Genomic DNA, 25,691 nt, shown 5'->3' with positions numbered 1-25,691 from the left:
GCCGTGCCATGAGGACGACGGCGGGAGTTATGCTCCCGCCGTCGTGCGCCGTTCTTCTTGCTGCCTCGCGTTGTTGGCGCGGCGCTCAGCCTTCATGCTTGGAATGTTCGCCCAAACGGTGCCATGAGCGGTTGTGGTAGACCAGGGCGTCGCCGTGTTCGCCAGCATGGACGTCACGCATCACGCGGGACTCCAGGGCGTGAACGGCGATGATGGTGGAGGTCCCCACCTCCATGCGGTTGATGACGGCGCAGCGCACCCAGGCGCGGACATCGTCATACACCGCTTCGCCCGTTGCAAGGGTGGACCAGCGGTGTGTCTGGTCAAAGCGGTCGGCGCCGGGGGTTGCTCCAAACTTCGCCAAGTCGATGTCGTGCGCGTCCAGCAGGTGCACGACGACGGTTTCGGCGCGTGAAAGCACCTCGGACGCAGAGGACAGTGCCGAGACCGAGAAAATCAGCAACGGAGGTTCCGCGCTCACTGACACCACCGACGATACCGTCAGCGCCACCGGACCTTCGCCGGCATCCGCCGTGATGACGGCGACACCTCCCGGGTGGCCACGGAACAGTGCTTTGAATTCGTCGGCCGAGAGGGAGGACGGGAAGCTTTGCTTCGGAGCCTCGAGCCAAGTGTCAGTGGGGTAGGCGTGAAACATGGTTATGACACCCCGGGGGCGGAGCGGGCGAGTTCCTCGCGAATGATGTTCGTCCCTGCGCTGAGAGCACTCAGCTTGGCCAGTGCGACGTCCCGGGGGAAAGGTGCCATGCCACAGTTGGAGCTGGGGATGAGCTTGTCCGCATCGACGAACTGCAGGGCCTTGCGGAGGGTGTCGGCGACCTCCTCCGGGGTCTCGATGGTCTCATTTGCGACGTCGATTGCCCCGAGCATGACTTTCTTGCCGCGGAGGAGCTCGATGAGGTCCATGGGCACATGGGAGTTCTGGCACTCCAGCGAGATGATGTCGATGCTGGAGCTCTGCAGCAGCGGGAACGATTCCTCGTACTGCCGCCACTGTGAGCCGAGCGTCGCCTTCCAGTCAGTATTCGCCTTGATCCCGTAGCCGTAGCAGATATGCACGGCGGTCTCCGCGCGCAGTCCCTCTGCCGCTCTCTCCAGGGCAGCCACGCCCCAGTCCTTGACCTCATCGAGGAAGACATTGAACGCGGGCTCGTCGAACTGGATGATGTCCACCCCGGCCGCCTCCAGTTCTTTCGCCTCCTCGTTCAGGATCGCGGCGAACTCCCAGGCCAGCTTCTCGCGGCTCTTGTAGTGGTCATCGAAGAGCGTGTCCACCATGGTCATTGGACCGGGAAGAGTCCATTTGATCGGCCGGTCTGTGGTTGCGCGGAGGAACTTCGCGTCTTCGACGAATACCGGCCGCTCGCGGCGCACCGCTCCGACGACGGTGGGCACGCTCGCGTCGTAGCGATCGCGGATGCGCACGGTCTTGCGCTGTTCAAAGTCGACCCCACTGAGATGCTCGATGAAGGTGGTGACGAAGTGCTGACGGGTTTGCTCGCCGTCGCTGACGATGTCGATGCCGCGCCGGGTCTGTTCCTGGATGGCGATGCGCAGAGCATCCTGCTTGCCTTCGAGTAGCGCATCTCCCTCCAGTTTCCAGGGCGACCAAAGAGTCTCCGGCTGTGCGAGCCACGATGGTTTCGGCAGGCTTCCGACGACGGTGGTGGGCAAAAGTGTGTTCATGATTGACGTTTCTCCGGGGGTCAGTTGACGAGGGCGGGGTATTTGGCGGTCCACCGGTCCAACAGGTCCTTGTGGGGAGCAATGAAGTGCTCCTCCGTGTACTTCGCCTGCTTGACTGCGAGCTGACTGCGCTCTACGCGGTCGTAAGCGATCCCGGTCCGCGAGTAATCCTGCTCTCCCAGGCTCGGCTGGTAGACGGCGGCGGCGGCGGAGTTCGCGTTGTAGACCTCCGGGCGGTAGATCTTCTGGAACGTCTCCATGGTGCTGATCGTGCCGATGAGCTGCAGGTTGGAGTAGTCGTTGAGCAGGTCGCCGCGGAAATAGAAGGCGAGCGGCGCGACGCTGCCGGGTGGCATGAAGTAGCGGACCTGCAGCCCCATCTTTCCGAAGTACAGATCGGTCAGCGAGAAGTCGTCCTGCTGGTACTCGACGCCCAGGACCGGGTGACGGTTCCCCGTTCGCCGGTATGTCTTGCTCGTGGAGACACTGATGCAGACCACTGGCGGCTGCGGGAAGCGTTCCTGGCATTCCGGGGAATCGAGGAAGTGCTGGAACAGTTTGCCGTGAAGATCGCCGAAGTCCTCGGGAATGGTGGGCTTGCCTGAGTCGCCTGCTGCCGCTGGCAGTACGACGCTGAAGTCGAAGTCACGGACGTAGGAGGAGAAGTTATTCCCCACGATCCCTTGGTGGCGGACCCCGTTCAGCTGGTCGACGATCTGGATGTCCAGAACCTCGAACAGCGGAAACTGCTGATCCGTGGCTTCCGTGGGGAGCTGTATCTGCACGGAGACGATCTCAAGCTCGAGGGTGTAGCGGTCCCGGTGCGGGTTGTCCCAGGCTGCGAGATCGTTGAAGCGGCGCCGCATCATCGTCAAGGCGTTGCGAAGGTTCTCCTGCCGATGCTCGCCCCGTGCCAGGTTGGCGAAATTCGTCGTGATCCGGGAGCCTTCCGACGGCGAGTAGTCCTCGTCGAAGCGGGTGGTGGTGATGCTGAAGGTGAAGTCGTCTGCCATGCGCTGCCAATCCGTTGGTGATGGGCCGGAGACGGCCTTTCAGAAGGGGATGTATCCATGGTGCAACCTTCCTGGAGATATCGGGTAACTAGGCCCTTCTATGCATTCATATAGAATTTCCCTATGCCCCAGATTTCGAGCGGTCTGACCCTGCAGCAGCTCCGCTACTTCATAGAAGTTGCAGCGGAGGGGTCGATCTCAGCGGCTGCCGATCTTCTCTACGTCGCGCAGCCGACAATGTCCGCGGCGATGAAGGATCTTGAGGCCCGGGTGGGCCGTTCGCTCCTGCTTCGCTCCGCCCGCGGGGTAACCCTCACCGCCGACGGGGCAGAGTTCCTCGGTTATGCGAGGCAGGTCGTCGAGCAGTTCGCTCTCCTTGAGCAGCGCTACCTTGGCAGGCCACCACGGCGACGTCTGCTCGGGGTGTCAACGCAGCACTACTCGTTCGCGGTCGACGCCTTCGTCCGGATGGTCAAGGCCAGTGACGTGGCCGAATACGAGTTCTCGCTGCGCGAGTCCCGCACTTGGGACATCATCGAGGATGTCCGGACGCTCCGCAGCGAGATAGGCATCCTCTACCGGAACGATTTCAACCGGAAGATTATCGACAAGCTGCTCCGGGAGTCCGGGCTCGCGTTCACCCCGCTTTTCCTCGCCGATCCGCACATTTTCATTTCACGGCACAACCCGCTCGCCTCAAAAGAGCGCGCGACCCTCGATGATCTCGCCGGCATGCCGCGGCTTACTTTCGATCAAGGTGCGAACAACTCCTTTTACTTCGCCGAGGAGATTCTCTCCACCATGTCCAGTAAGCAGGAGATCCGGGTCTCTGACCGTGCGACGATCTTCAACCTGATGATCGGGCTCCACGGCTACACGATCTCCACGGGCATTATCAGCGGGGAGCTCGATCCGGAGATCGTCGCCATCCCGCTCGACGTTGACGAACGCATCGAGATCGGCTGGATCGGCCACGCAGCAATTCCGCTCACCGACCAGGCGCAGCACTACCTCAAGGAACTGCGGACCGTCGTCGCTGAGTTCGGCGTGGCGCTGATCGACTGACTGGCTGAGATTCACAGGCCTGCCACAGTTCTCCCATGTACAAGGCATAGGCGGCGCGCGTTTCATGGAGGCATGACTTCTCCTCAACAGTCCTCCCAGGAACCCATGGATACCGGGCAGCCCCACCCGAACCACGACCGCGGCCTGCAGTTCGATCTGTCTACGCTCCTGAGTCGGCGCCGCACCTTGGGAGTTCTCTTCGGAGCAAGCACGGCAGCAGCCCTTGCAGCCTGTACGCCGAGTACGGGAGGTGGCGGCGCGACGCCGTCGGGCACCACCAGCGCAACAGCCACGGCGACGGAAAGCACGACGGCGGTGGCCTCCCCGACAGCGTCGGCCACCAGTACCGTGACCCGTGCGTTCGCTGAATGCGGCGTAGAGATCCCGGAAGAAACTCTGGGCCCCTACCCGGGTGACGGCTCGAATGGTCCGAACGTGCTCGAGACATCCGGGGTTGTCCGTCGCGACATCAGGTCCAGCTTCGGAACGTCCACTACCAAGGCCGAGGGCGTGCCTTTGACAGTCACCCTGACGTTGCTGGACAACGCGAATGGCTGCTCCCCGCTTGCAGGCGCTGCCGTGTACGCCTGGCACTGCGACCAAAACGGTAAGTACTCGCTCTACGATTCAGGGCTGGAGAACGAGAACTACCTGCGGGGCGTGCAGGAGGCCGACGCCAACGGGCAACTCACCTTCAGCACCATTTATCCCGGTGCCTACAACGGCCGTTGGCCACATATTCACTTTGAGGTATTCGAATCCATGAGCAACACCACGGCGGCCGGTCAGGTGCTGACGGTCTCGCAGATCGCGCTCACCGAAGCGGCATGCAAGGCGGTCTACGCGACTGCAGGCTACGAATCCAGTGCCCGGAACTTCCCGAATACCACCCTGACCTCGGATAACGTCTTTGGTGACGATGGCGGCATATACCAGTTGGCGACTATGTCTGGTTCCGTTGCGGGCGGCTACACGGCCGCCTTGAACGTCACCGTTTAGCCCGGCCGACAGCGAAAGCGGGGCTAGACTCGGGGGCATGCCTTCGAATGCCTCCGCAGCAGTTGACCACATCCAGGACCTCGGCGCGTATGTATCGGCGTCGCCGTCGAGCTTCCACGCCGCGCACGAAGCCGCCCGTCGGCTGGACGCCGCAGGCTTCACGGGACTGGACGAACTGCAGCCGTGGGACGGAGGAGCAGGCAAGTTCTACGTCATCCGCGATGGCGCGCTTATTGCCTGGGTGACCCCGGAGAACGCAGGCCCCACCACTGGTTTCAACATCCTCGGCGCGCACACGGATTCGCCGTCCTTCAAGCTCAAGCCCAAGCCCACCACGGGCAGGTTCGGTTGGCTGCAGGCCGGCGTAGAGGTCTATGGCGGACCGCTCCTGAACTCATGGCTGGACCGCGAACTGCAGCTGGCCGGCCGCTTGGTGTTGCGCGACGGTACCCAATACCTGACTGCCACGGGGCCGCTCCTTCGGTTCCCGCAGCTGGCCATTCACTTGGACCGGGGGGTCAACGACAACGGCCTGCACCTGTCCAAGCAGCAGCACATGAACCCCGTCTTTGGACAAGGCGATCCTGCCGGCGAAGATCTTCTGGCGCTGCTCGCCGCTCGCGTTGAAGGCGCCACCGTTGATGCTGCTGATATCGGCGGGTACGACGTCGTGGTGGCAGACACGCAAGCACCCGCGGTTTTCGGGGCCAAGAGTGAGTTCTTCGCATCGGGGCGCATGGATAACCTTTCCTCCACACACGCTGGCCTGGTGGCGTTGATAGCGCTCGCTTCTGCGGTACCGGCAGATGGCCCCATCGCGGTTCTGGCTGCCTTTGACCATGAAGAGATCGGCTCCAACTCGCGCTCCGGCGCCTGCGGCCCCATCCTTGAAGACATCCTGGTGCGCATCTCCGACGGCCTCGGCGCCTCGGTGAGCCAGCGGCGGCAGGCCCTGGCGGCGTCGTTCTGTGTTTCTGCGGACGCCGGCCACGCAGTCCACCCGAACTATGCGGAGAAGCATGATCCCGCGAACAAGCCGGTGTTGAACGGCGGGCCGTTGTTGAAGATCAACGCCAACCAGCGTTATGCCACGGATGCCACAGGTGCTGCGCTCTGGGCACGGCTGTGCGATGAAGCGGACGTTCCGTACCAGGAGTACGTCTCCAACAATGACCTCCCCTGTGGTTCCACCATCGGACCCCTGACCGCCACCCGCCTCGGAATCCGGACGGTGGATGTGGGTATCCCACTGCTGTCCATGCACTCGGCGCGGGAGCTGTGCGGCGTGGAAGATCCCAAGAGCCTGGCCACGGTGGCGGAGCTGTTCTTCCGCACTGCCGTCTAGGCTGAAGCCTCAAACAGTCATTTCAGGGGTATTACGGAAGTTTCCTATAGAAAACTTCGGATGCCTCAGGGTTTACATTTTGTGCATCGTCCCTGTTTGGGGATCAGCAAAATGTTCAGTTGCACAGGATTCGGGGCCGTGCAGCAGGCTAGCGTGAACTAGTCATGTGGCCAGTGGCACACACCGTGGCCAACCCCAAACTAAAGGACGGCGCCGATCCATGCACGCTGACCAACAGCTTTCCAAGTCCCTCAAGCCCCGACACCTCTCCATGATCGCCATCGCCGGCGTCATCGGAGCTGGCCTTTTCGTTGGCTCCGGGGCTGCCATTCAGCAGGCCGGTCCGGGCATCCTGGTGGCCTACCTCGCCGCCGGCCTGGTGGTCATCCTCGTCATGCGCATGCTTGGCGAGATGGCGGCAGCCAACCCCGAGACGGGCTCGTTCTCCACCTATGCTGACAAGGCACTTGGCCGCTGGGCCGGATTCAGTATCGGCTGGCTCTACGCCTGGTTCTGGATCATCGTCCTGGGCATCGAGGCCACGGCCGGCGCCGCCATCATGCACCGCTGGGTTCCCGGCGTCGACCAGTGGATCTGGGCACTTGTCCTCATGGTCCTCCTGACACTGACCAACCTCGGCTCCGTGAAGTCCTACGGCGAGTTCGAGTTCTGGTTCGCGTCCATCAAGGTGGCCGCCATCGTGATCTTCCTGCTGGCCGGCATTGCCGCTATCCTCGGCCTCATGCCCGGTGTTTCCGCGCCGGGCGTCGCCAACCTCCTGGATCAGGGCGGCTTCATGCCGAATGGTCCTGGTGCCGTCCTTGCGGGCATCCTCGTGGTGGTCTTCTCCTTCTTCGGTGCGGAAATCGCCACCATCGCCGCCGGCGAATCCGAGAACCCCGTGGACGCCGTCAAGAAGGCCGTGAAGTCCACCGTGTGGCGCATCCTCATCTTCTACATCGGCTCCATCGCCATCGTGGTCACACTCCTCCCGTGGAACGACGCCTCCGTGGCCAAGAGCCCGTACGTCGCCGTGATCGAGCTCTACGGAATCCCCGGCGCCGGCACCATCATGGACATTGTTGTCCTCACCTCGGTGCTCTCTTGCCTGAACTCGGGGCTCTACACCGCCAGCCGCATGCTGTTCTCGCTCTCGCAGCGTGGCGACGCTCCCAAGTCCTGGATGAAGATCTCCAAGCGCGGCGTTCCGGCTGCTGCAGTCCTCGCCTCCACCGTGGTGGGGTTCATCACCGTAGGCCTGAACTACATCGCCCCGGACACCGTGTTCTTGTTCCTTGTGAACACTTCGGGCGCCATTGCGCTGTTTGTATGGCTGGTTATCGCGTCCTCGCAGCTGATCCTGCGCCGACGGATGGGCGCAGCCGCCAAGGACCTTGACCTCAAGATGTGGTTCTTCCCGTACCTCACGTGGATCGCAATTGGCAGCATCGTGGCGCTCATCATCGGCATGGTCATCCTCGAATCCACCCGTGAGTCGCTCTTCCTGTCGCTGGCCTTGGCTGCCGTTGTGGTGGGCATTGGGGTATGGCGGTACCGCAAGCGTGGTGCCACCCCACCCGAGGCGACCACCGCAGAAGCCGAGCGCGCCAACATCGGTTCCTGACCGGCGTCGTCCGCGCCCTTTAACAGCGGGGCAGCTTCCGTCAACGTTCGACGGCGGCTGCCCTGTTGTGTTGTGGAAGGCGCCTCGTGAGGCGCTACTGCGCCAGCCCAATGACGAGGTTGATGGTCACGGCGAGGATGACAGTACCGAACAAGTAGGACAGCAGGCTGTGTTTCAACGCCTCTACCCGGATCTTGTGGTTTCCAATGTTGGTGTCCGAGACCTGATAGGTCATCCCCAGGCTGGTGGCCAAGTAGGCGAAATCCGTGTACTGCGGGAGTCGGTCCTGGTTGAAGCTGATGCCACCCACCTCACCGCCGGCGTCGGATTCCGGGCTGTAGTAGAGCTCGGCATAGCGAAGAGTGAAGAGCGTCTGGACGAGCATCCAGGACAGCGCAACGCAAGCGAGTGCAAGCCCGCCCGAGTACAAGCGGGTTCCCGTGGCCTCCGCATGTGAGTTGACGATTACCGCGGCCACTGCGGCGAGGCTGGCAAGATTCGCGACGAGGATCAGCAGGTCCGTGGTTCCGCGGGAAGGATCCTCGGACGTTGCGTGCTGCTGGGTTTCACTTGGATCCAACCGGGCGATCACCAGCCACACCCAAGCCACATAGATCAACGCGGCAACCGCCCAACCGATGGCCGGGGCGTCCACCCAATTGCCACTGAGGCCTGTGGCGATTACTGCCGCGGTGCTGGCCACCACCATGACGATGAAGCGCAACCGTGAGCGCCTCACTCTGACTGGGCTCATTTGTACGCCCTAACCATCGGTGTTGTGCTCGGCCGTGTCGGCGGTGCCCCGTTTCTTGTCGGCCAGGAGGATGCCGTCCCGCACGCCGGATCGGATCACGAAGTAGAGGGCATAGAGCGCGATCGCGGCGAAGACGACGGTCAGGACCATGGTGTTCAGGGGTGTGGCATCCATGCGCCTACCCTAGCGGGCCGCCATGAAGACATCCGGAATCCACGGATTGGCCTCCTTCGTGTTAGTGTCTTTGTCGCTGTCGAGGAGAAAAACGAAACACCGTTCTCCTGATCACCTTGCGCGGGTGGCGGAATGGCAGACGCGCTAGCTTGAGGTGCTAGTCCTCGAAAGGGGGTGGGGGTTCAAGTCCCCCTCCGCGCACAAAGAAACCCCCGGAAGGTCGCCTTCCGGGGGTTTTCCAGTTCCCGATGTGAGCGCGCGGCCTATGCGCCCGGCTTATGCGGCGGCCTATGCGCCCGGCCGGGGCGCAAACATGATGACGCCCACGCCAACGAGGCAGATGGCGGCGCCGATGACGTCCCAGCGGTCCGGCCTGAACCCATCCATGAGCATCCCCCACGCAAGCGAGCCGGCAATGAACACACCGCCGTACGCGGCCAGGACCCGGCCGAAGTGGGCATCCGGTTGGAAGGCTGCGAAGAAGCCGTAGATGCCCAGTGCCACGATGCCGAGTCCGGCCCACCACCACGCCTTGCCCTCACGTACTGCCTGCCAGATGAGCCAGGCTCCGCCGATCTCTGCGACGGCAGCCAACACGAAGAGGACGATGGACTTCAGGACGGTCATGAGACCAGTATTCACTGGACCGAGGCTGGGTTATCCACATACGCCGTTCAGAGGGTTTCTGCCACGCATCCCGCCGAATAGCTTTGAGTGCAGGAGATGCACTAAGATATTGAAGTCTGTGTTGCGCCCTCCTTCCGAGTCTTCGGCGGGGGAGCGAGCCACAGCATCGCAAATGAACCTCCTGTTACGGAAATACCGTAACCGCTTAGCCCAAAGGAGGTGGGTTCACATATGCGTCCTTACGAATTGATGGTAATCATCGACCCCGAGGTCGAAGAGCGTACCGTAGAGTCGTCGCTTCAGAAGTTCCTCAATGTCATCACCACAGATGGTGGAACCATCGAAAAGGTTGACATCTGGGGCCGTCGCCGTCTGGCGTACGACATCAAGAAGAAGTCCGAAGGTATCTACGCCGTGGTGAACTTCACCGCTGCACCGGCTACCGCCAAGGAACTTGATCGCCAGCTGTCTCTCAACGAGACGATCATGCGCACCAAGATCATCCGCCCTGAAGACCAGAAGGTCGTTGCTGAGTAATCAGCCCCTTCCAGATCTTTACCCCGCAGGAACGAACAAGGAGGCAGTAGATGGCAGGCGAAACCACTATTACGGTCATCGGTAATCTCACCAATGACCCGGAGCTGCGGTTCACCCCGTCTGGCTCGGCAGTAGCGAACTTCACCATCGCTTCTACTCCCCGGACCTTTGACCGCCAGTCCAATGAGTGGAAGGACGGGGAAACCCTGTTCCTCCGCGCATCGGTATGGCGCGAAGCAGCCGAGAACGTGGCCGAGTCCCTCACAAAGGGCATGCGCGTCATTGTTTCCGGCCGTTTGAAGAGCCGTTCCTACGAAACCAAGGAAGGCGAGAAGCGCACCGTTATCGAGCTTGAGGTCGATGAAATCGGCCCCAGCCTGCGTTACGCAAACGCCAAGGTCAACCGTACCCAGCGCTCCGGCGGTGGCCAGGGTGGCTTCGGTGGCGGTAACGCCGGTAATTCCGGTGGCTTTGGGGGTGGCGCTCCTGGTGGAAACCAGGGCGGCGGCAACTCCGGTGGAGCCTGGGGCGGCAACCAGCCCGCACAACAGCAGGATGACCCTTGGGCTACGCCCGGTGTCAGCAATGCTGGCGGCTGGGGCAACGGCCCGGATTCCGAACCTCCCTTCTAAACAAAAAATAAAAGTCCGACGCCGGACACTCACCGGAACTGCCGAAAGGCACCTCGGTGACGACCGCCGTCGAACACCACCATCCCGTGGATCAATATCCACGGGCTCCATAGAAAAGGAGCTCCACGATGGCTAAGGCTGAACTCCGTAAGCCCAAACCAAAGTCCAACCCCTTGAAGGCCGCTGACATCACTGTCATCGACTACAAGGACGTAGCATTGCTGCGCAAGTTCATCTCCGACCGCGGAAAGATCCGCGCTCGTCGCGTTACTGGCGTTACCGTTCAGGAACAGCGCAAGATCGCCCAGGCAATCAAGAACGCCCGCGAAGTTGCTCTGCTGCCTTACTCCGGCGCTGGCCGCGGCTAAGGGAAGGGATTAACTAACATGGCAAAGCTCATTCTGACCCACGAAGTAACCGGTCTCGGTGCTGCTGGCGACGTTGTCGAGGTCAAGGACGGTTACGCACGTAACTTCCTGCTGCCCCGCGGCTTCGCTCTGACCTGGACCAAGGGTGGCGAGAAGCAGGTTGAGTCCATCAAGGCTGCTCGTGCCGCTCGTGCGCACGCTTCTGTTGAAGCTGCACAGGCACAGGCCCAGGCTCTGTCCTCCAAGAAGGTCAAGCTCGAGGTGAAGGCCGGCGAGTCCGGTCGTCTCTTCGGCACCGTCAAGCCTGCTGATGTCGCTGCTGCTGTTGAGGCCGCTGGCCTCGGCGCCATCGACAAGCGCAACGTTGAACTGCCGAACCACATCAAGTCTGTCGGTTCGTACACGGCCAACGTTCGCCTGCACGAGGATGTTTCTGCTGTCATCGACCTCGAGGTCGTTGCAAGCAAGTAGTCTCTGACTGCAAAGAAGGCCCCCGCTACCGGAATCCGGTGGCGGGGGCCTTTTTTCTTCCCCACAGTCCTCCGCCGAGATGCCATTTAATGCCAATGTTGATGCTTGGAACTGTCATTAACTGCCAACTCGGGGGACCGGCTACGGCGTGTGGTACTCCGACATGACGTGCTGGTAGCCGGTGCGGATCATCTCGGCCAAGACACCCCTGTCCACGTCATCGAGCTTGGTGACATAGAGGCAGGCCGTGCTGGTCTTGTGCTTGCCGAGCTCAGGGAGCAGCCTGTCTGCGTGCGGGCCTTCGGTGACGCCATAGAGCACCAGATTGGCCTTGCGCGGTGAAAAGCCGACGGCGGCGGCGTCACCCTCGCGGCCACTGTCGTATTTGTAGTGATAGCTGCCGAATCCGACGATGGTCGGACCCCACATGACGGCTTCCTGGCCTGTGAGCTCACGCATCATGTCCAGCAATTCGAAGCCGTCTGCCCGCCGCGTTGGGTGCTCCACAGCGGCCAGGAATTCCTCCACGGATACGTCCGTGGGCTGCGTCTTGTTCTCTGCCATGATGGTAGTTTCGCAGACGCGTGGCATGCCTGCCAGCACCCGATGATAGCCTGCAGCGGTGACTTCAGAAGCCCTCCGCATCCGCCCGTTCCACCAAATTGACGTGTTCTCCGAGCAGCCGTACCTCGGGAACCCGCTTGCCGTCGTCGTCGATGCCGAAGGCCTCAGCAGCGAGGCCATGCAGCACTTTGCCAACTGGACCAACCTCTCGGAAACCACGTTCCTCCTGCCAGCCACGGATCCGGCTGCGGACTACAAGGTTCGGATCTTCACGGGCAGCGAGGAGTTTCCCTTTGCGGGGCACCCGACGCTTGGGTCCGCACACACCTGGCTTCAGGCCGGGGGAGTGCCCAAGACTGACGGCGTCCTGGTTCAGGAGTGCGGTGCGGGCTTGGTTCGTGTCAAGCACGACGCCGGTCGCTTGGCTTTTGCTGCGCCGCCACTGACGCGCTTCGAACCGGTAAGCGACGCTGTCCGCGTTCAACTCGCGGCCGGGCTGCGGCTGCCGGAGGAGGCACTGGTAGACGCATCGTGGCTGGTCAATGGCCCGCAGTGGATCGGCGTGCTCCTTGAATCAGCTGAACAGGTGCTGGCGATCCAACCGGATCTCGTTGCCATGGGTGACCTCAAGGTTGGCGTGATCGGCCCGCACCAGCCGGATGCCGACGTCGATTTCGAAGTCCGTACGTTCATTCCCGGCGATGCCATGGTGGAGGACCCGGTGACAGGCAGCTTCAACGCCGGGGCGGCCCAGTGGCTGATCGGCAGTGGGCGGGCTCCGGACGAGTATGTCGCTGCGCAGGGCACGGTGCTGGGCCGTGCCGGGCGCATCCACGTCAAGGCTGAGGGTGGGGAGATCTGGATCGGCGGAGCGTCGGCCACGTGCATCCAAGGCACGGTGTTGCTATAGAGTCAGCTGCGTTTTGGCCGCGTCAGCACAACCAGCAGGACGATGCCGACACTGATCGCCACCTGCACCAGCATCACGGATATCGGCACGTAGCCGAGATACAGGGCGACCAGCAGCGGAACCATCGCCAGGATTGTCACGTCCAGCCCGCGAAGCAGCGAACCCAGTTGAGCGCGGGGAACTGGGCCGAAAGGGGTTTCTACTGGCGGCGCCGACCAGTCCGGTGGTGTTCGTGTTGCTGAGCGGAGGGACCCGGCACCCATACCGAATCCTGCCACGGCGCCTACTCCGATCAAGGCGGGGTTAGCGGCACCAAGGAGGACCAAGAGCGCACTGAGTACCGCCATCCACGCGGCCATCGCCAGGCACGGCATGAGCGTCCGGCTGGTCCGCACCAATGCCGGATGCAGGGGCAGCAGTGCGTCGAGTTCAGGAACCAAGGCCGTCTTCCGTGCCACGGTACCCATTCCGGAAGACGTCGCACAGCCTGCAACCACGATGACGGCCAGCTGGGCGAACTCGGGCAGGCCGCCGTCGACAAGGAGAACCGCGATGCAAGCGGCTATCCACAGCAGCGGCGGAGAAAGCGGTGGATTGAGCCGGAGGAAGGCCACCACGTCGGCGCGGATCTGTGCCCGAAGCGGGCCACGCACTGGGCGGGCGAAGAACGCGGCTGCTCTGCCGCCGTCGACCCTCTTTTGACCGCCGCTGAGAGCGCGCAGCACCTCATTGGAATCCATCATGAACAGTGATGCGCCGGCATGACCGGCCACGGCGCCGCCGCGAACCAGCTCGTGGCCGCGTACCTCGCCTGCGCGCGGCGCTACGCTGCCCAAGAGTCCGACGGCGGCAACGCCTGCCAACGCTGTTGGCCACGGAGACGACGACAACGCCGGGAGGACCGCGCACGCGAGCAGGGCAGCCGTCGTCACCAACCGCCCCACCCGGGGACCCAATGAACGGAGCTGCTGCATGGCCGCCAAAGTGATCGCCAGGACAGCGGCCGCACCGAATGTGAGCGCCGCAAATATGTGTTCCAGAGGAGTGCGGTCAACGCTGGTCACCAAGCTGAAGGGCAGGTAGGTGATCGCCGATCCGGCCGCGGCAAGGCCCACTTTGCGGAGGAACCGCGGAAGGACCATGGGACGGCGGTCGATCGGAAGGGTCAGCCACCACGTGCTCTCGGGTCCGTTGACGGTGACAGGTCCCAGCTTCCGCGCGAGGTTGCTCATGACGAGGAGAGCAGCAAACGTCACGGATGTCCATAGCAGGGGCTCCGGAATGGCAAGCCACTGCTCCCGGATGATGCTGGTGGATGTCGACGCGCGGTCCGCGAGTTCGTTGCGGAGGGCCAGGACGAAGGAGGCAGCGATGGTGAGGGAGACAGCTATGCCGAGGGCCCAACTATAGGCGTCGACGAACCGGTCACCCCACGAGATCCGGCTGCGTTTGTAGCGCCGGGAGGATCGGTGGGTAAAGCGCACAAGGTCAGCAGCTGTCCGGCGACTCTCCTGTGGGCGTTCAATGGTGAGTACGTCAGGACCCCGCAATGATCGAAGCCCCCTGCTCAGGGTCGAATTCCTGGACTTCTTCATCAATGACCAAACACGACGACGCCGTAGCGAGCAGCAATTGAGGATCGTGGGTCACCAGAACCACCGCGCCGCCGTCCTTGGCGTGCTCGGCGATGCGCTCACCGAGGGCTGTCCGCATCCGTGGATCGAGCCGCTGTTCCGGCTCATCAAGGATCAGGAGCGACGACGGGCGGATGAGTCCGGCGGCAAGCAACAGCCTGCGCCGCTGGCCGGATGAGAGGGCATCGGGGATTGCGTGCGACCTGCCCACAAGCCCGAAGAACCGGAGTTCTTCCTCCACGCGCCCTTCGGGGTCATCAAGCGAGTGTCCGCGGGCGATGAGGAGCAGGTGTTCGCGCACAGTGAGGGAGGGGAAGAAGAGGTCGTCATCGAAGACCGCGGACACCTGCCTGCGGAATGGCACGGCGTCGGGATCGATCAGAAGCCCGTGGACCTTCACGTCTCCTGCCAACGAAGCCTGCCGGCCCGCGATGGTTCGAGCCACCGTGGACTTGCCCGCGCCATTGACGCCGACGATTCCCAAGACCTCACCTGCGTCCACTGACGCAGAAACTTCACCGCACACCGGAGCCCCGGCATACCCGACCATCAAGCCTTCGGCTTCCAAGACTGTCCCCATGCTGCAACCCTACCGGCGGGATTGGCGCCGCCCGTCTGCAGCGTTTAGCGTGAGTCCTAGGTCAGCATCCGATGCTTCCTCGAACCGTGAGGTCCACGCATATCGGATCGGCATGCGCAGGGCCTGTGGGGCCGCACGAGAGGACATGACCCGCTCGATAGGTGGCCGCTTTCCGGGGGAGAGCCAGTCAGCAGCAAGCAAAGGGTGGACGTACATGCAACACGCATCGGTTGACGACTACATTGCGGGGCAGCCTGCCGCCGTCCAATCGGTCCTCCAGGAGATTCGCAGGAACATCCACGAATCGATACCTGGTGCAGGTGAAATGATCAGTTACGGCATCCCTACCGTCACCCTTGACGGGCATTACGTTGTGTACTTCGCGGCTTGGAAGCACCACATCTCGATCTACCCGGTCCCACGTGGTGACGACACGCTGAACGCTGAGCTGGAACCGTACCTTGCAGGGAAAGGGACCCTGAAGTTCGTCCTGGCGAAGCCGATTCCCTACGGATTGATCGGTCGCGTCGCCGCGCAACTCGCGGCGGAAGGGCCGGCGAAGAACAAGAATGGGGAAACTGATGCGTGAATTTGAGGCCTTGGTAGACGAGGCCGTTTCAGCCGACGTGAACGGCTGGGGCTTCGATTGGCTGGAGGGCCGGGCCACCGAAGAACGGCCGTCATGGGTTTTGCCAAACTCATGTCCCACCGCTTGGCCGCGGTCCACAGTGCGCTTGATCTGGACACGGGCGGCGGGGAAGTGTTGTCGGAGCCAAGGGATTGATTGTCATGGGGATCTTGCAGTCCTGGTCCCAGGGCGTGGAGCTGTGGGGAGAGGCGAACATGCGGAAAATCTGGTCAGCGGCGAACGTGAAGGTCTACGGCGGTGGTGTGGCCGAAGAAGGATTCCTCCGTGCGCTCTCGGATCTGATCGGTGACTACAGCTATATCAACGTCTCCACTTCCTCAGGTAAGTCCGGTTCCAGCCGGTCCCGCCAGGAGGGCAAGGAACGCATTTTCGACGTTTCCAACCTCGCCGAACTGGATCGGGGCCGGGCAGTCGTCCTTGCCTCCGGCGCACCGGCCACGCTCGTCCGTACGATGCCCTGGTACACCGGACCCGACAAGGAAACAGTGGAGGCATCCATCAAGAAATACAGCCCCCGCCCCGAAGAACCCGCTGTCCCGATTCCAGCTGCACCGGCAGCCAATCCCTGGGTCACGAAATAGGAAGGGGCACCACACATGGCAACTGATTTTGACCTTTACGGCACGGACACACCGGCCCCAGTTGCAGCTGGGCAGGGTGCGGAGAAAGAACCGGGGCTCGTCTACGGCTCGGCGGAAGAGTTCCTCCATGAGCAGTTGCTGCCCACGTATGTCCGCAGCGTCACGGTAAAGTCCGCCAAGTGGTGCATCGAGTGGTATTTCCACCCGGAGGCCGTCTCACGTGTGGCGGCTCTGTGGCGTTCATGGGAGCATCTGCGTCTGGATCCAAAGACCGGCATGAGTGTCTGGTGGAAGGACCACGCAGACCACCACATGAGAGTCCTTCTGGACCCACAAGGTCCCTTCTACAACTGCGACATGAAAGAACACCGCTACCCCGAGCATCTGGAACCCAAGAAGGCTCCCGCTGGCTGGTTCCCGGACGTAAGAGCCCTGCAAGCGTAGCCCGTATCTCTAATTCGGCGCCGGTCCCGCAGGGTTCGCTGCCGCTTGGAGCGGTGATACCCCTCAGAATGTTGGGATGCAAAACTATTTCCTGACCATCGGGGTAACTACGGAGTCCATCACTAGCCGAATCAAAGTGTCGGGCGCTGGCTACGTAGCCAAGCGGCTGACGTCTTCTCCGGCTAACTGGGACAAGATCATCACGATCCTCGGGGATGGAGAGCTCTCGGGGGCAGTGGTCACGTTGAACCGCCGGAACTACGAGCAACTCGTTTCGGAGCAATTCAGTCGGGTAAGCGTCCCGCTGATCCTAGCTTTGGCCAAGGCACGAAGCCTGGTCATGGTCCATGAGGCCGTGTACGGTGGTGCATCGTTATTGGCAGCTTCCAATGAAGGGGAAGAGTGGGACGGCTACACCTGGAATGACCAAGCCGCTCTCGATCACTTCGGCGAAATGGACGAGACGCTACGCCTCCGCGTCAATGATCTCTTGCAGTCCAACGGCATCAGCCCGCGGGTGTACAAGCGCAATGCCGAGCTTTCCAACATTGCAGTTTCATACATCGACGACCGACTTCACAATCTGCTGTTCCGTCTGTACCTCCCGTCCGGACGCCTGTTTGAAGAAGAAACAGCCCAGCTTCTTACCCTGTTTCAGGAATGGCTCATGTCAGTCCGCCACCAGCGTGTACGGCAATCCGGGTACCAAACGGACAGTGGGCGAGTGGTCGAGTTCTTTTCCGAGGACGGAGTCTCTGCGGAAACTTGGGGTTCCGAAATCAGGCGTTTTAGCGAGTTCGTTGCAACGATCGAAAATCAGGATGCTGCCGCGTGCATGCTCGTCGAACTTGGGCTAACCAACTCTCAAGCTGAAAATCTCGTCTCGAGATATGCCAAGCGACTGAGGAGGCTACAACTAGACGCAAAGCACGAGCGTCAACGGAGAATTCTGTCTATCCGGCAGGAACTGGAATCAGAGCTTGGTGACCACGAATCCGAACCGGATTTGGAATCCGTAGCTCAACTGGTTGAACAACTAGTCCCAACAAGTCCAGGGCGAGAGGGTTTTGATTCTTTGGAACTCGTACGATCCCCAGCCCAACAAATCGTAAACATCCATAACCAGTACTTCAATCACGTGGAAGGCGTAGTAGCGCAACACGTCAACGGAAATGTTGTACTGCCACATCAGGCCGAGGATCTGCTGAGGTTGGTCAAGAAGTTCGGCGCTGACGGGTCAGATGAGTTGGTGGCCGCGACTCACGAGCTGGCAGACAAGAATGCTCCACAAACCATGCGGTTAAATGCTCGTCAGAAGCTTAAGGCGTTTCTCGTAAGTGCTGCGCAAAAAACCTCAGATGCGGGTATCAGCATCGCGCAAGCCTGGGTTGAACAACAACTGGGACTCTAGCGTGGGACCGCTGATGCGCTGGTTGCTTCGCCATGCGCGCGCAGCGTTTGGCATTCGGCCCGGCGCGTGGTCAGAAGCTGTACCCAACGGCTGGGTACCCTGACACAGACACCAAGCCGACCGGGTGGCCGCCAAGGTCGGGGATTCTCGGACGGTGGAGTGCTGACCGTCGGCAGCGGGGTGTTCGGCACCGGCCCCGCGGGTACCGCGTTGCGGGCGTCCATTTGCCGAAGTATCCAGCTGGCCTCCGGCAGAACAGCCCATTGCAACGGATTGTCCGGGGTTCCAACTAGGGTGGACGCGTGACTGACTTACGTGTTGTTGACCTACCCGGTGGCTACACTGAATTGCTTGACAGCCTAAAGAGCACTGTCCGGGATGCACGGATCAAAGCTCTGCGTACCGTTAACACCCAGCTGATCGAGCTGTACTGGGCCATCGGTCAGGGCGTGAGGCTTCAGCAGGAGCAGCACGGCTGGGGGAGCGGGGTGATCAAGCGTCTGTCCTCGGACCTGCGTGTCGAGTTCCCGGAGATGAAAGGCCTTTCGCCACGCAACATCCAGTACATGACTACGTTCGCCGGAGCCTGGCAGGACGGTCCAATTGCGCAACAAGCTGTTGCGCAATTGCCGTGGGGCCATGTCACTGTCCTGCTGGACAAGTTAGACGCACAGGAAAAACGCACCTCCTACGCTGCAGCAGCGGTCCAATACGGGTGGTCAAGAAACGTCTTGCTGAACATGATCATGAACCGAACCCTAGAAAGGACCGGCGCAGCTCCGTCCAACTTCGCGCAACAGCTTGTTGCGCAAGACTCCGAGCTTGCCCAACAAATCGCGAAGGACCCCTACAACTTCGAATTCCTGGGCTTGTCCGGGGAAGTCGCTGAACGCGAACTGGAACTGGCGTTGACCAGTCGAATCACCGAAACCCTGCGCGAACTCGGACCAGGATTCGCTTTCGTCGGCCGGCAAGTCCACTTCGACGTCGACGGCGACGATTACTACGTCGACATGCTGTTCTTCCATATGGACCAGAACAGATACGTGGTCATCGAACTCAAGACAGGGAAGTTTCAGCCGGAGTTCGCCGGCAAACTTAACTTCTACGTTGCCCTCGTCGATGACATGCTCCGCCGCGAGCACCACAACGAAACTATCGGCATTCTCATCTGCGGCACCAAGAACGACCGCAGCGTACGCTACAGCCTCGGCCGCTCAACTTCGCCGATGGCGGTCGCAGCCTACACCTACGACAAACTCCCTGCCGACGAAAAGAAGGCCCTGCCCAATGAAGGACATGTTGTCGCCGCGCTGGAATGGGCCGAACCCGGCCCGGAACCAGAAGATTGAGTCTTCGGGACCAACTGGCAGCGGGACGTGATGGTGTGGGACGAGTTGGCGTCTGCTCCGGGCGCATGAAGTCCGCGTCGTAGGTTGAGTGCATGAAGGCACGGCTTGTTGATGAGCGAGACACAGTATGGGAATCGACCACCTCTGATTTTCGGGTCTTCCTGGTGGACGGTCATTCTGTGTCGGCTTTTAATCTTGATTCCGTGAGCCTTGCTGAGGCTTCAGCATGGGCCGGTGAGAACGCGCCTCCTAGCGTCAAGGTTTCCATCGCTTTGCGAGAAGTCGATGCTGCAGGGCAGCCTGGATTACGGTGGCTAGTTGGTCAGCCGGTATGAGGAAGAGGCGCTTGAGGCGGAATAACAACCATGAGGCCAGCACGAGTTGTCCATATCATGAGTCATGAGCACGCTTCCTAAGTCCTTGTCTCCAGTTTTAGCCCTGCTTCTGGCGGGCTGTGCTGGATCGCAAGCGGGGTCGTTTCAACGTTCCATCAGCGAGGACGACTCCTGGAATGTAGGTGCGATTCATCCCAGATATGACTCGCTGAGTCCCTGCGATGAAGACCCAAGTGTCGAAAGAGCAGTGGTAAGTGCAGATCTTCCGGCCTCGCATCTTGGGATCAGGCTCGTGCCTGGTTCGACAGAAGAGGATGCGGTACGTATCGCCGGATGCCTCGCCCGCGTTCTCTCTAATGGCGAGATATGGATCGCTTCGCCGGAATAGGCGCAATGCGTGGCCTAGTAGCCCCTGCGAAGAGGCAGCGATGGTTTGTCGTGACTTGAACTTGGTGCGTGGAGCGACGAGATGTATTCCATGTAGTTGGCCGAAGAGGCCAGTGCGTGGCGATCGATCGTGGCCGGGGCGTAGCCGAGAGCTTCGGCGATGATGGCCACCGGAGCGATTTTAAGCTCGTGTAGGGTTCCGAGTCTGGCGGCCCGGCTGCTGAACGCGGCGCTGAGGCGCTGGGTGAGGGTTGAAGCGCGAAGATGCCGGCCGGGGGCGCCGCCGCGGAACACCCAGTTGCTGTTGGGGTGCGCTGCTGTTTGATCGTGGGTCGGGGTGGCTGCGAGTTCTCTCCAGGGCTCATCGAGCGGCGAGGTGAGTGCGATCTCGACGGCTCCGAAGGTGACCGTGACCAGATCCTCTGTCACCTTGACGTCGTGCCACGTCAGCTGGACGATGTCGGAAACCTGTTGGCCAAAGACCAGAACAAGGATGGCCGCTGCTCGGTCCCGCGGGCTCATGTCGGTCGTGTGGCTGAGGCCGCGGACGAGCTCTGCTTGAGCGGCTGCATCGAGTCTTGGGCTGGTGCCGCGACGGTGGGGCTGCAGCTTCAATGAGGGATCGATAAGGCTGGTTCTGGTGGCCCAGTCGAGGAAGTGTGAGGCAATGCCCCGTGTCGTTGGGCCTTCTGCCTGCCATCGGTCCAGGTGGGCTTGGGTCAGTGCTGCGAGTTCAGTGTCTCGTTCGGTGAGCCAGTTCAGCAGTTCGATGCCGACGGTGACTGATTGTTTGGCCCGCAGGAAGGTGCCTTGGGTGACCTCGTCCATCTGGTTCATCCGGCGCTGGTGGTGCCAGCGGATGTAGCGCCGGATGATGTCCCGATGGTTCTGGCTGGTGATCCGCTCGAGTGCCTGCTCGGCCCATTCAGCAAACCTTGCGCTGAGTTCATCGCGGCGCGGCAGCGCCTGGTGTTCGACGAGTAGTCCTCGGACGTATTCGCGCGTGCGGGATGCCGGTAGTTCGTCGAGGTGGGTGTGGGTGATCACAGGCGTGGCCGCCAGTTGCTGGAGGAAAGCGGTGACGTGCGGTTGCTGGATCCAGGTCATGCCACTGTTGGCCCGCTTCATGGATTTCAAGGCGGTGGCGACTGCCCGGAGCGCCGGGGAGGGTGGTTGGTTATCCGGTGGACTGAGGAGCCTGTCGACGGTGGCCGCGAGGATGCATGACCAGCATCGGTTCCCTGAGTGGAGTTCATCCTCGTTCCCGCATCCGATGCAGTCGATGTTGAGCTGGACTCCGGAGCAGCTCCGGCATGCCGGCAGCGTGTCGACGCGGCCGGGCAGGACACCCTCGTGACCGCAGGCGCAGGTGCCTCGGGTTCTTTTGGCCTGCTGGTAGCAGTAACCGCAGATTCCGCCGTCCGGCCAGCGGACCGCGATTTGATGGTGTTCACCGCAGCGTCCGCATGGTTCAGGCCATCTGACGGGGTCTCCGGCTTTTCGTGGCCTAGGCATCTTCATCCGGTGGCAGCACGCGGATCCGTCGAGCGATCGGCGCACCGGGGGCGATGCCAAGGTCCTCTGGCTTCTTCGGGGCGTTGGCGGTCTTCGCGGCGCGCATCTGCACGTAGGGTTCGAAGAGGTCGTTGGGCGTGCATTCCAGGATGTCGCAGAGCGCCGCGAAGGTCTGGGCTGGAATGCGTTCCGGCGTTCCGGTGACGAGCCGGTGGACCTGGGCGTTGGAAAGATTGATACCCCGGGATTTCAGCAGGGGGAGAAGCTCGGTGGTCTTCCAGAGGTTCCGTTGGGCCATCAGCTGCCGAAGATTCCAGCGGTAGCCAATCCGTCGCTGTTCAGCCATGGCCGTTCCCCTCATTTGTGCCGCCGCTGCGCAGCCGCTGGGCGATCATTTTCTGGATGGTCTTCTGTTTGAAGTCCGCCGACACGGAAGTATAGAGGGCCGTGGTCGAGGAGTAGCTGTGCCCGACCTGCTGCTGGATAAACAACGGGTCGTAGCCGGCCTCGATCAGGTGCGTCACGTACGAATGCCTCAACGTGTGCAGGGAAAGTTCCTCCGGGAGCCCGGCGATTTTCCTCACCCGCTGGAAAGAGCGGTCAAATTGCGGAAAACAGTGGAGCCGGAGCGTTCCGAGGGCCACAGGCTGGCTGACCGGTCGGCGGTGGGGAAACGTTTCCGGCCGTCAGGGGAGAGCCAATACTCAAGGAGCCCGACGACCCAATCGAATTCGGGGACAGTCAGAACCGTGCGTCGGCGGGGGCCTGAGCCCTTGGTTCCCTTGGCCCAGCGCACCTGGAGCGCCCCGAACCGGCCGAAAGACTCAACGTGCGGGTTGGGCCCGAAGTCGACATATTCGAGCATCGCCAGCTCACGCCGCCGCAGCCCGTAGGCGTAAGCGACCTTGAACGCCGTCGAGTCCCTCAAGGCTGGAAGCCAGCGCTTGGATCCCTTGGCAAACTCAGTGTCCACCAAGTCGTCGGCGGCGTCGAAGAACGCCTGCAGCTCGGCCCTGGTAAACGCCCGGCGGCGTGCCGGCATCGCATCATCCGTTGTATGCCGGGGCGAGTTCCACTCGAATACGACCTGCACCGGGATGTCCGAGAAAACCCGTTCGCAGAACGCCGCCCAACCGTAGCGCCCATCAGTCAGGTATGAGCAGAACGCCCTGATAGCCCCGGAATTAGCCCGCAGCGTCGATAACGCCAAACCTTTCTCGGAGCTCCGCCGGTCCGCCAGGAACTCATCCACGTGATGCGCCGACCACGTCCACGGGTACTCATTCGCATGCTCCTGAAACCGCTGGACCGTCCCGCACGAGCTCTTGATATACGACGTCGACAGCCCGCGTGCCAGCATCTGCGCCCGCCAGCCATCTAGCATCGCTTCAAAGACGCGGTCCTCGGCACGCAGCAGCCCGACATTCACGTTGGTTAGAAAGGACGGAATCCGCCCAGGTTCGATGCTCACCGACCTAACTGTACGCAAAATTCTCTCATCTAATGAGAGATTACGTCGCCGAGCCGCACGGCCTCGCGCATTCACTCGCGACAAGCCCATGGCGCTTCAGTACTGCAACGCCTACCTGACCTGCGAAAACACGAGAAAGCGGGATGGGACGGGTTCTCTCATCTACTTCTACTCGTCCTACTTCAACGCCGATAAGCACCCATACGTCGTTCTTTCCTCGGTGGTGTCTCATGAGATAGACAGGTTAGAAGCGTTGCAGGTTCGTGTGAGGAATTGCTTCCTTAACTGAACGAGATAGATCCCCGGGCATACGACCGGTCGTGTCATCGATGAGTTCGTGTGTTTCTCCGAGCGGGACTGTGTGGTCGATCTGAAGTGATTAGCTGGACCGTCCGTGCTTGGTTATACGAATTCCACTGTTATGAGACAGAACACTCGGACGCAGCTGATTCTCTAGCCCATGAACGCCTGCTGTGTAGCTGGTCGGGGAGACACAGCAACCGGGCCTGTTGGAGCAGCTCCAACAGGCCCGGTTATGTAGAAAGTTCGAAAAGTTTGCGGCGAAGGGAGTCTAGAGACCGAGGTGCTTGTTCAACTCGTCCAGGGACTTCACTGTGAAGATGTTGTAGCCTTCCGTGAAGGGTTCAGCGCCGCGGTCCAGCATAACGAGGTCTCGGAAGCCCAGGTTGTACATCGGGATGTGGTCATACAGTGGGTGCGCGGAGACATGCAGGAAGTCCTCAGGCTTGGCGTTCAGGGTGTCCAGCATGTATTCAAACGCCTGGAGGCGTGGCTTGTAGGCCCCGGCCTGCTCAGCGGTAAAGACCGCGTGCCAATCTGCACCGAGTTTGGGAATGCTGATGTCCAGGAAGCTGTCGTCGGCGTTGGACAAAGCCACCAGCTTGAAATTGTCACCTTGGAGCTTCAGGGGCGCCGGTACATCCTCGTGGGCTACTGCGTTCCGAACAGCCTCAGCGAGGGCTGCGCCGGCACCAGGGGTCGGTCCAATGCCAAATCGCTTGCATGCGCGGTCAAAGGCATTCTGAAGGACCTGCTCGTAGGGCTTGTATTCCTTGATCTCGTCGAACCGGTATGCGCGGAAGATTTTCTTGAAGGCAAGCCACTGCTCATCCGGTATCCGGCCATCGAGCAGGCGCTGGGTTGTGGGATAGATGGTGAAATTGATCAGCGTGCCGTAGACGTCGTAAGAGATGTACTTCGGCCGGAAGTTTGTGTTTGCCATGATTAATCCGTTCGTTGTTGTTGCTGTTACTTTTCGTGGTCGAACCGGTTTTCCTCAGCTCAGAGCCAAGGAGGTGAGTCGGGTATCCGGTCCGAGGAACCTGCCGGGGTTCATGAAGCTGACGTCTGTTGCGGTTGTTCCGTCCAGCAGGAGTTCGGCTGCGATAGCTCCGAGCCCGGAAGCCATCTTGAAGCCGTGGCCGGAGAATCCAGCGGCCACGATGACGCCTTCCATCCCGGGTATTGGGCCGAACAACGCGGTCGTATCAGGTAAATGACCGTCCGCGCATGTGGCAACCCTTACGGGGTCCGGAATCAGTCCTGGCATGAATTCCCGGACCCACGCCCGGATCGTATCCAAGTGCCGGGGATCCCACGTCGGGGGCTTTTCCATGGATTCAACCTCGTCCAGGAATATGCTCGCGACGACTTTCACCGTCCAACCATCTGCGCTGGGGAAACCGTAGAATTGGGTTTTGTCCGACCTGCCCTTCTCCTCTGCCCTCCTTACGAAGACCGGCATGTCTGCCCTGCAGAACGCAGCCGGGTCCACTATGGGGAACCACGTCAGGATCTGTGGCAGGACTGAAAGGTGAACACCGAGGTCCTTGCATACTGGGCCGGCACCGTTTCCCTGCGAGAGCACTACCCGGGAAGCGATGATTTCTTCTCGATCGGTGCGCACGATGTACCGGTCACCGTAGGGTTCAACGCTGTGGGCTTTCCGGTCCCCCAGGAATTTGGCACCAAGCCGGGTAGCTTCGGTGAGTGCGGCGGTCACGGCCTTCTCTGAACTTACATACCCGCCATCAGGGTCGAAGATGGTGACGTCAGTGTCCCTGAATACATGTTCGGGATACTTTGTCCTGGCCTCGTCACCCCGGAGCACCTCGTAGTCAAGGCCATTGTTCTTTCCTGCTGCAAGGAGCGAGGCCAACCGTGGATTGTGCTCGTCGTAGATCGTGACAGCGCCGGTAGTGTTGAGCAGGCGGGTTCCGGTGTTTTTTTCAAGAATTCGCCACAGATCCTGTGACCTTTGCAAAAGTGGTGTGTAATGCCCGCCTTCGGCGTAGATCTTGCGGAACATGCGCGATTCGCCAGCGTAGGCAGAGAACGGTCCAGGGATGGAAAACCTGTCTACTCCGATAACCCGCTGACCACGGGAGGCGATTTGCCAGCTTGCCATGCTCCCTACCGAGCCGACTCCGACGATGACGACGTCCGTTTCGAGTGTACTCACGCGTTATACCTTGCTTCCCATACTGCACGCCGTAATGCCAATTCGTGGTGTCCCGTTGGA

General features: G+C 61.3%; 29 protein-coding genes and 1 tRNA gene. 15 read left to right on the top strand and 15 right to left on the bottom strand.

Annotated features, from left to right (window positions below):
- Positions 1-85: 85 nt before the first annotated feature.
- The 3 genes from FQP90_RS06740 to FQP90_RS06730 are packed head-to-tail and all read right to left on the bottom strand — an operon-like array spanning position 86 to position 2,720.
- Positions 86-658 (bottom strand): flavin reductase family protein, encoded by a 573-nt coding sequence (locus FQP90_RS06740; protein ID WP_144648927.1) that lies wholly within the window; start codon positions 656-658, stop codon positions 86-88.
- Positions 659-660: 2 nt separating this feature from the next.
- Positions 661-1,707 (bottom strand): methionine synthase, encoded by a 1,047-nt coding sequence (locus FQP90_RS06735; protein WP_144648926.1) that lies wholly within the window; start codon positions 1,705-1,707, stop codon positions 661-663.
- A 20-nt stretch (positions 1,708-1,727) separates the two neighbouring features.
- On the bottom strand, positions 1,728-2,720 hold the full coding sequence (locus FQP90_RS06730) for a DUF1852 domain-containing protein (protein WP_144648924.1): 993 nt from the start codon (positions 2,718-2,720) through the stop codon (positions 1,728-1,730).
- Between the two features lie 123 nt (positions 2,721-2,843).
- On the opposite strand from FQP90_RS06730, the gene FQP90_RS06725 reads away from it, so the two are divergent.
- The 4 genes from FQP90_RS06725 (at position 2,844) to FQP90_RS06710 (ending at position 7,753) form a co-directional block, all read left to right on the top strand.
- Positions 2,844-3,785, top strand: a complete 942-nt coding sequence (locus FQP90_RS06725) for a LysR family transcriptional regulator (RefSeq protein ID WP_144648922.1) — start codon at positions 2,844-2,846, stop codon at positions 3,783-3,785.
- Positions 3,786-3,857: 72 nt separating this feature from the next.
- Positions 3,858-4,784, top strand: a complete 927-nt coding sequence (locus FQP90_RS06720) for an intradiol ring-cleavage dioxygenase (protein ID WP_244296558.1) — start codon at positions 3,858-3,860, stop codon at positions 4,782-4,784.
- Positions 4,785-4,821: 37 nt separating this feature from the next.
- Positions 4,822-6,129, top strand: coding sequence for a M18 family aminopeptidase (locus tag FQP90_RS06715; RefSeq protein ID WP_144648920.1), 1,308 nt, complete (start codon positions 4,822-4,824; stop codon positions 6,127-6,129).
- A gap of 220 nt (positions 6,130-6,349) precedes the next feature.
- Positions 6,350-7,753 carry an amino acid permease gene (locus FQP90_RS06710; protein WP_144648918.1) on the top strand — a complete coding sequence of 468 codons (1,404 nt, stop codon included), beginning with the start codon at positions 6,350-6,352 and terminating at the stop codon, positions 7,751-7,753.
- A gap of 94 nt (positions 7,754-7,847) precedes the next feature.
- On the opposite strand, the gene FQP90_RS06705 is transcribed toward FQP90_RS06710, so the two are convergent.
- The gene (locus tag FQP90_RS06705; RefSeq protein WP_244296557.1) at positions 7,848-8,507 is read right to left on the bottom strand and encodes a DUF1345 domain-containing protein; all 660 of its coding nucleotides are present in this window, start codon (positions 8,505-8,507) and stop codon (positions 7,848-7,850) included.
- A gap of 9 nt (positions 8,508-8,516) precedes the next feature.
- Positions 8,517-8,681: a hypothetical protein gene (locus FQP90_RS23245; protein WP_167510423.1), complete on the bottom strand. Its 165-nt coding sequence runs from the start codon at positions 8,679-8,681 to the stop codon at positions 8,517-8,519.
- Positions 8,682-8,799: 118 nt separating this feature from the next.
- Between FQP90_RS23245 and FQP90_RS06700 the strand changes: the two genes are divergently transcribed.
- Positions 8,800-8,882, top strand: a tRNA-Leu gene (locus FQP90_RS06700).
- 87 nt (positions 8,883-8,969) lie between these two features.
- Here FQP90_RS06700 and FQP90_RS06695 read toward each other — a convergent pair.
- Positions 8,970-9,308: a YnfA family protein gene (locus FQP90_RS06695; RefSeq protein WP_144648917.1), complete on the bottom strand. Its 339-nt coding sequence runs from the start codon at positions 9,306-9,308 to the stop codon at positions 8,970-8,972.
- A gap of 231 nt (positions 9,309-9,539) precedes the next feature.
- On the opposite strand from FQP90_RS06695, the gene rpsF reads away from it, so the two are divergent.
- From rpsF to rplI, 4 genes are all read left to right on the top strand, one after another.
- Positions 9,540-9,845 (top strand): 30S ribosomal protein S6, encoded by a 306-nt coding sequence (rpsF, locus tag FQP90_RS06685; protein WP_011776755.1) that lies wholly within the window; start codon positions 9,540-9,542, stop codon positions 9,843-9,845.
- A 50-nt stretch (positions 9,846-9,895) separates the two neighbouring features.
- Positions 9,896-10,477, top strand: a complete 582-nt coding sequence (locus tag FQP90_RS06680) for a single-stranded DNA-binding protein (protein ID WP_144648914.1) — start codon at positions 9,896-9,898, stop codon at positions 10,475-10,477.
- A 128-nt stretch (positions 10,478-10,605) separates the two neighbouring features.
- Entirely contained in the window at positions 10,606-10,845 is a 240-nt protein-coding gene (rpsR, locus tag FQP90_RS06675) for a 30S ribosomal protein S18 (RefSeq protein WP_003800144.1), read from the top strand.
- A gap of 18 nt (positions 10,846-10,863) precedes the next feature.
- Positions 10,864-11,316 (top strand): 50S ribosomal protein L9, encoded by a 453-nt coding sequence (gene rplI / locus FQP90_RS06670; protein ID WP_017197273.1) that lies wholly within the window; start codon positions 10,864-10,866, stop codon positions 11,314-11,316.
- A 141-nt stretch (positions 11,317-11,457) separates the two neighbouring features.
- Here the strand turns inward: rplI and FQP90_RS06665 are convergent, their stop codons facing one another.
- Positions 11,458-11,880 carry a DUF1801 domain-containing protein gene (locus tag FQP90_RS06665; protein ID WP_144648913.1) on the bottom strand — a complete coding sequence of 141 codons (423 nt, stop codon included), beginning with the start codon at positions 11,878-11,880 and terminating at the stop codon, positions 11,458-11,460.
- 58 nt (positions 11,881-11,938) lie between these two features.
- Between FQP90_RS06665 and FQP90_RS06660 the strand changes: the two genes are divergently transcribed.
- On the top strand, positions 11,939-12,790 hold the full coding sequence (locus tag FQP90_RS06660; protein WP_144648911.1) for a PhzF family phenazine biosynthesis protein: 852 nt from the start codon (positions 11,939-11,941) through the stop codon (positions 12,788-12,790).
- A 2-nt stretch (positions 12,791-12,792) separates the two neighbouring features.
- Here the strand turns inward: FQP90_RS06660 and FQP90_RS06655 are convergent, their stop codons facing one another.
- Positions 12,793-14,340 carry a DUF6297 family protein gene (locus FQP90_RS06655; RefSeq protein ID WP_208759954.1) on the bottom strand — a complete coding sequence of 516 codons (1,548 nt, stop codon included), beginning with the start codon at positions 14,338-14,340 and terminating at the stop codon, positions 12,793-12,795.
- Positions 14,327-15,004 (bottom strand): ABC transporter ATP-binding protein, encoded by a 678-nt coding sequence (locus tag FQP90_RS06650; protein WP_144648908.1) that lies wholly within the window; start codon positions 15,002-15,004, stop codon positions 14,327-14,329. Before FQP90_RS06650 ends, FQP90_RS06655 begins: the two co-directional genes overlap by 14 nt.
- A gap of 214 nt (positions 15,005-15,218) precedes the next feature.
- On the opposite strand from FQP90_RS06650, the gene FQP90_RS06645 reads away from it, so the two are divergent.
- From FQP90_RS06645 to FQP90_RS06620, 5 genes are all read left to right on the top strand, one after another.
- Positions 15,219-15,593, top strand: a complete 375-nt coding sequence (locus tag FQP90_RS06645; RefSeq protein ID WP_144648907.1) for an iron chaperone — start codon at positions 15,219-15,221, stop codon at positions 15,591-15,593.
- A 200-nt stretch (positions 15,594-15,793) separates the two neighbouring features.
- On the top strand, positions 15,794-16,234 hold the full coding sequence (locus FQP90_RS06635; RefSeq protein WP_244296555.1) for a TraM recognition domain-containing protein: 441 nt from the start codon (positions 15,794-15,796) through the stop codon (positions 16,232-16,234).
- Positions 16,235-16,249: 15 nt separating this feature from the next.
- Positions 16,250-16,678, top strand: a complete 429-nt coding sequence (locus FQP90_RS06630) for a DUF4913 domain-containing protein (protein ID WP_144648905.1) — start codon at positions 16,250-16,252, stop codon at positions 16,676-16,678.
- A 76-nt stretch (positions 16,679-16,754) separates the two neighbouring features.
- Entirely contained in the window at positions 16,755-18,089 is a 1,335-nt protein-coding gene (locus FQP90_RS06625) for a hypothetical protein (protein WP_144648903.1), read from the top strand.
- Positions 18,090-18,391: 302 nt separating this feature from the next.
- Complete coding sequence (locus FQP90_RS06620; protein ID WP_144648901.1) at positions 18,392-19,441, top strand: PDDEXK nuclease domain-containing protein; 1,050 nt, start codon at positions 18,392-18,394, stop codon at positions 19,439-19,441.
- Between the two features lie 737 nt (positions 19,442-20,178).
- Here FQP90_RS06620 and FQP90_RS06615 read toward each other — a convergent pair.
- From FQP90_RS06615 to solA, 6 genes are all read right to left on the bottom strand, one after another.
- Positions 20,179-21,270, bottom strand: a complete 1,092-nt coding sequence (locus tag FQP90_RS06615) for a Fis family transcriptional regulator (protein WP_244296551.1) — start codon at positions 21,268-21,270, stop codon at positions 20,179-20,181.
- Between the two features lie 400 nt (positions 21,271-21,670).
- Positions 21,671-22,024, bottom strand: coding sequence for a helix-turn-helix domain-containing protein (locus FQP90_RS06610; protein WP_144648897.1), 354 nt, complete (start codon positions 22,022-22,024; stop codon positions 21,671-21,673).
- Positions 22,017-22,262 (bottom strand): tyrosine-type recombinase/integrase, encoded by a 246-nt coding sequence (locus FQP90_RS23595; RefSeq protein ID WP_244296549.1) that lies wholly within the window; start codon positions 22,260-22,262, stop codon positions 22,017-22,019. Before FQP90_RS23595 ends, FQP90_RS06610 begins: the two co-directional genes overlap by 8 nt.
- On the bottom strand, positions 22,259-23,149 hold the full coding sequence (locus FQP90_RS06605; RefSeq protein ID WP_242703176.1) for a site-specific integrase: 891 nt from the start codon (positions 23,147-23,149) through the stop codon (positions 22,259-22,261). Before FQP90_RS06605 ends, FQP90_RS23595 begins: the two co-directional genes overlap by 4 nt.
- A gap of 571 nt (positions 23,150-23,720) precedes the next feature.
- The gene (locus FQP90_RS06600; RefSeq protein ID WP_144648895.1) at positions 23,721-24,392 is read right to left on the bottom strand and encodes an HAD-IA family hydrolase; all 672 of its coding nucleotides are present in this window, start codon (positions 24,390-24,392) and stop codon (positions 23,721-23,723) included.
- Between the two features lie 54 nt (positions 24,393-24,446).
- On the bottom strand, positions 24,447-25,631 hold the full coding sequence (gene solA, locus FQP90_RS06595) for an N-methyl-L-tryptophan oxidase (protein WP_144648894.1): 1,185 nt from the start codon (positions 25,629-25,631) through the stop codon (positions 24,447-24,449).
- Positions 25,632-25,691: the final 60 nt, after the last annotated feature.

It is taken from the genome of Paenarthrobacter nitroguajacolicus (assembly GCF_007786235.1).
GTDB lineage: Bacteria > Actinomycetota > Actinomycetes > Actinomycetales > Micrococcaceae > Arthrobacter > Arthrobacter nitroguajacolicus_A.
Note: the sequence above shows the minus strand (reverse complement) of the source record. Positions and strands in the feature narration are given on the sequence as shown.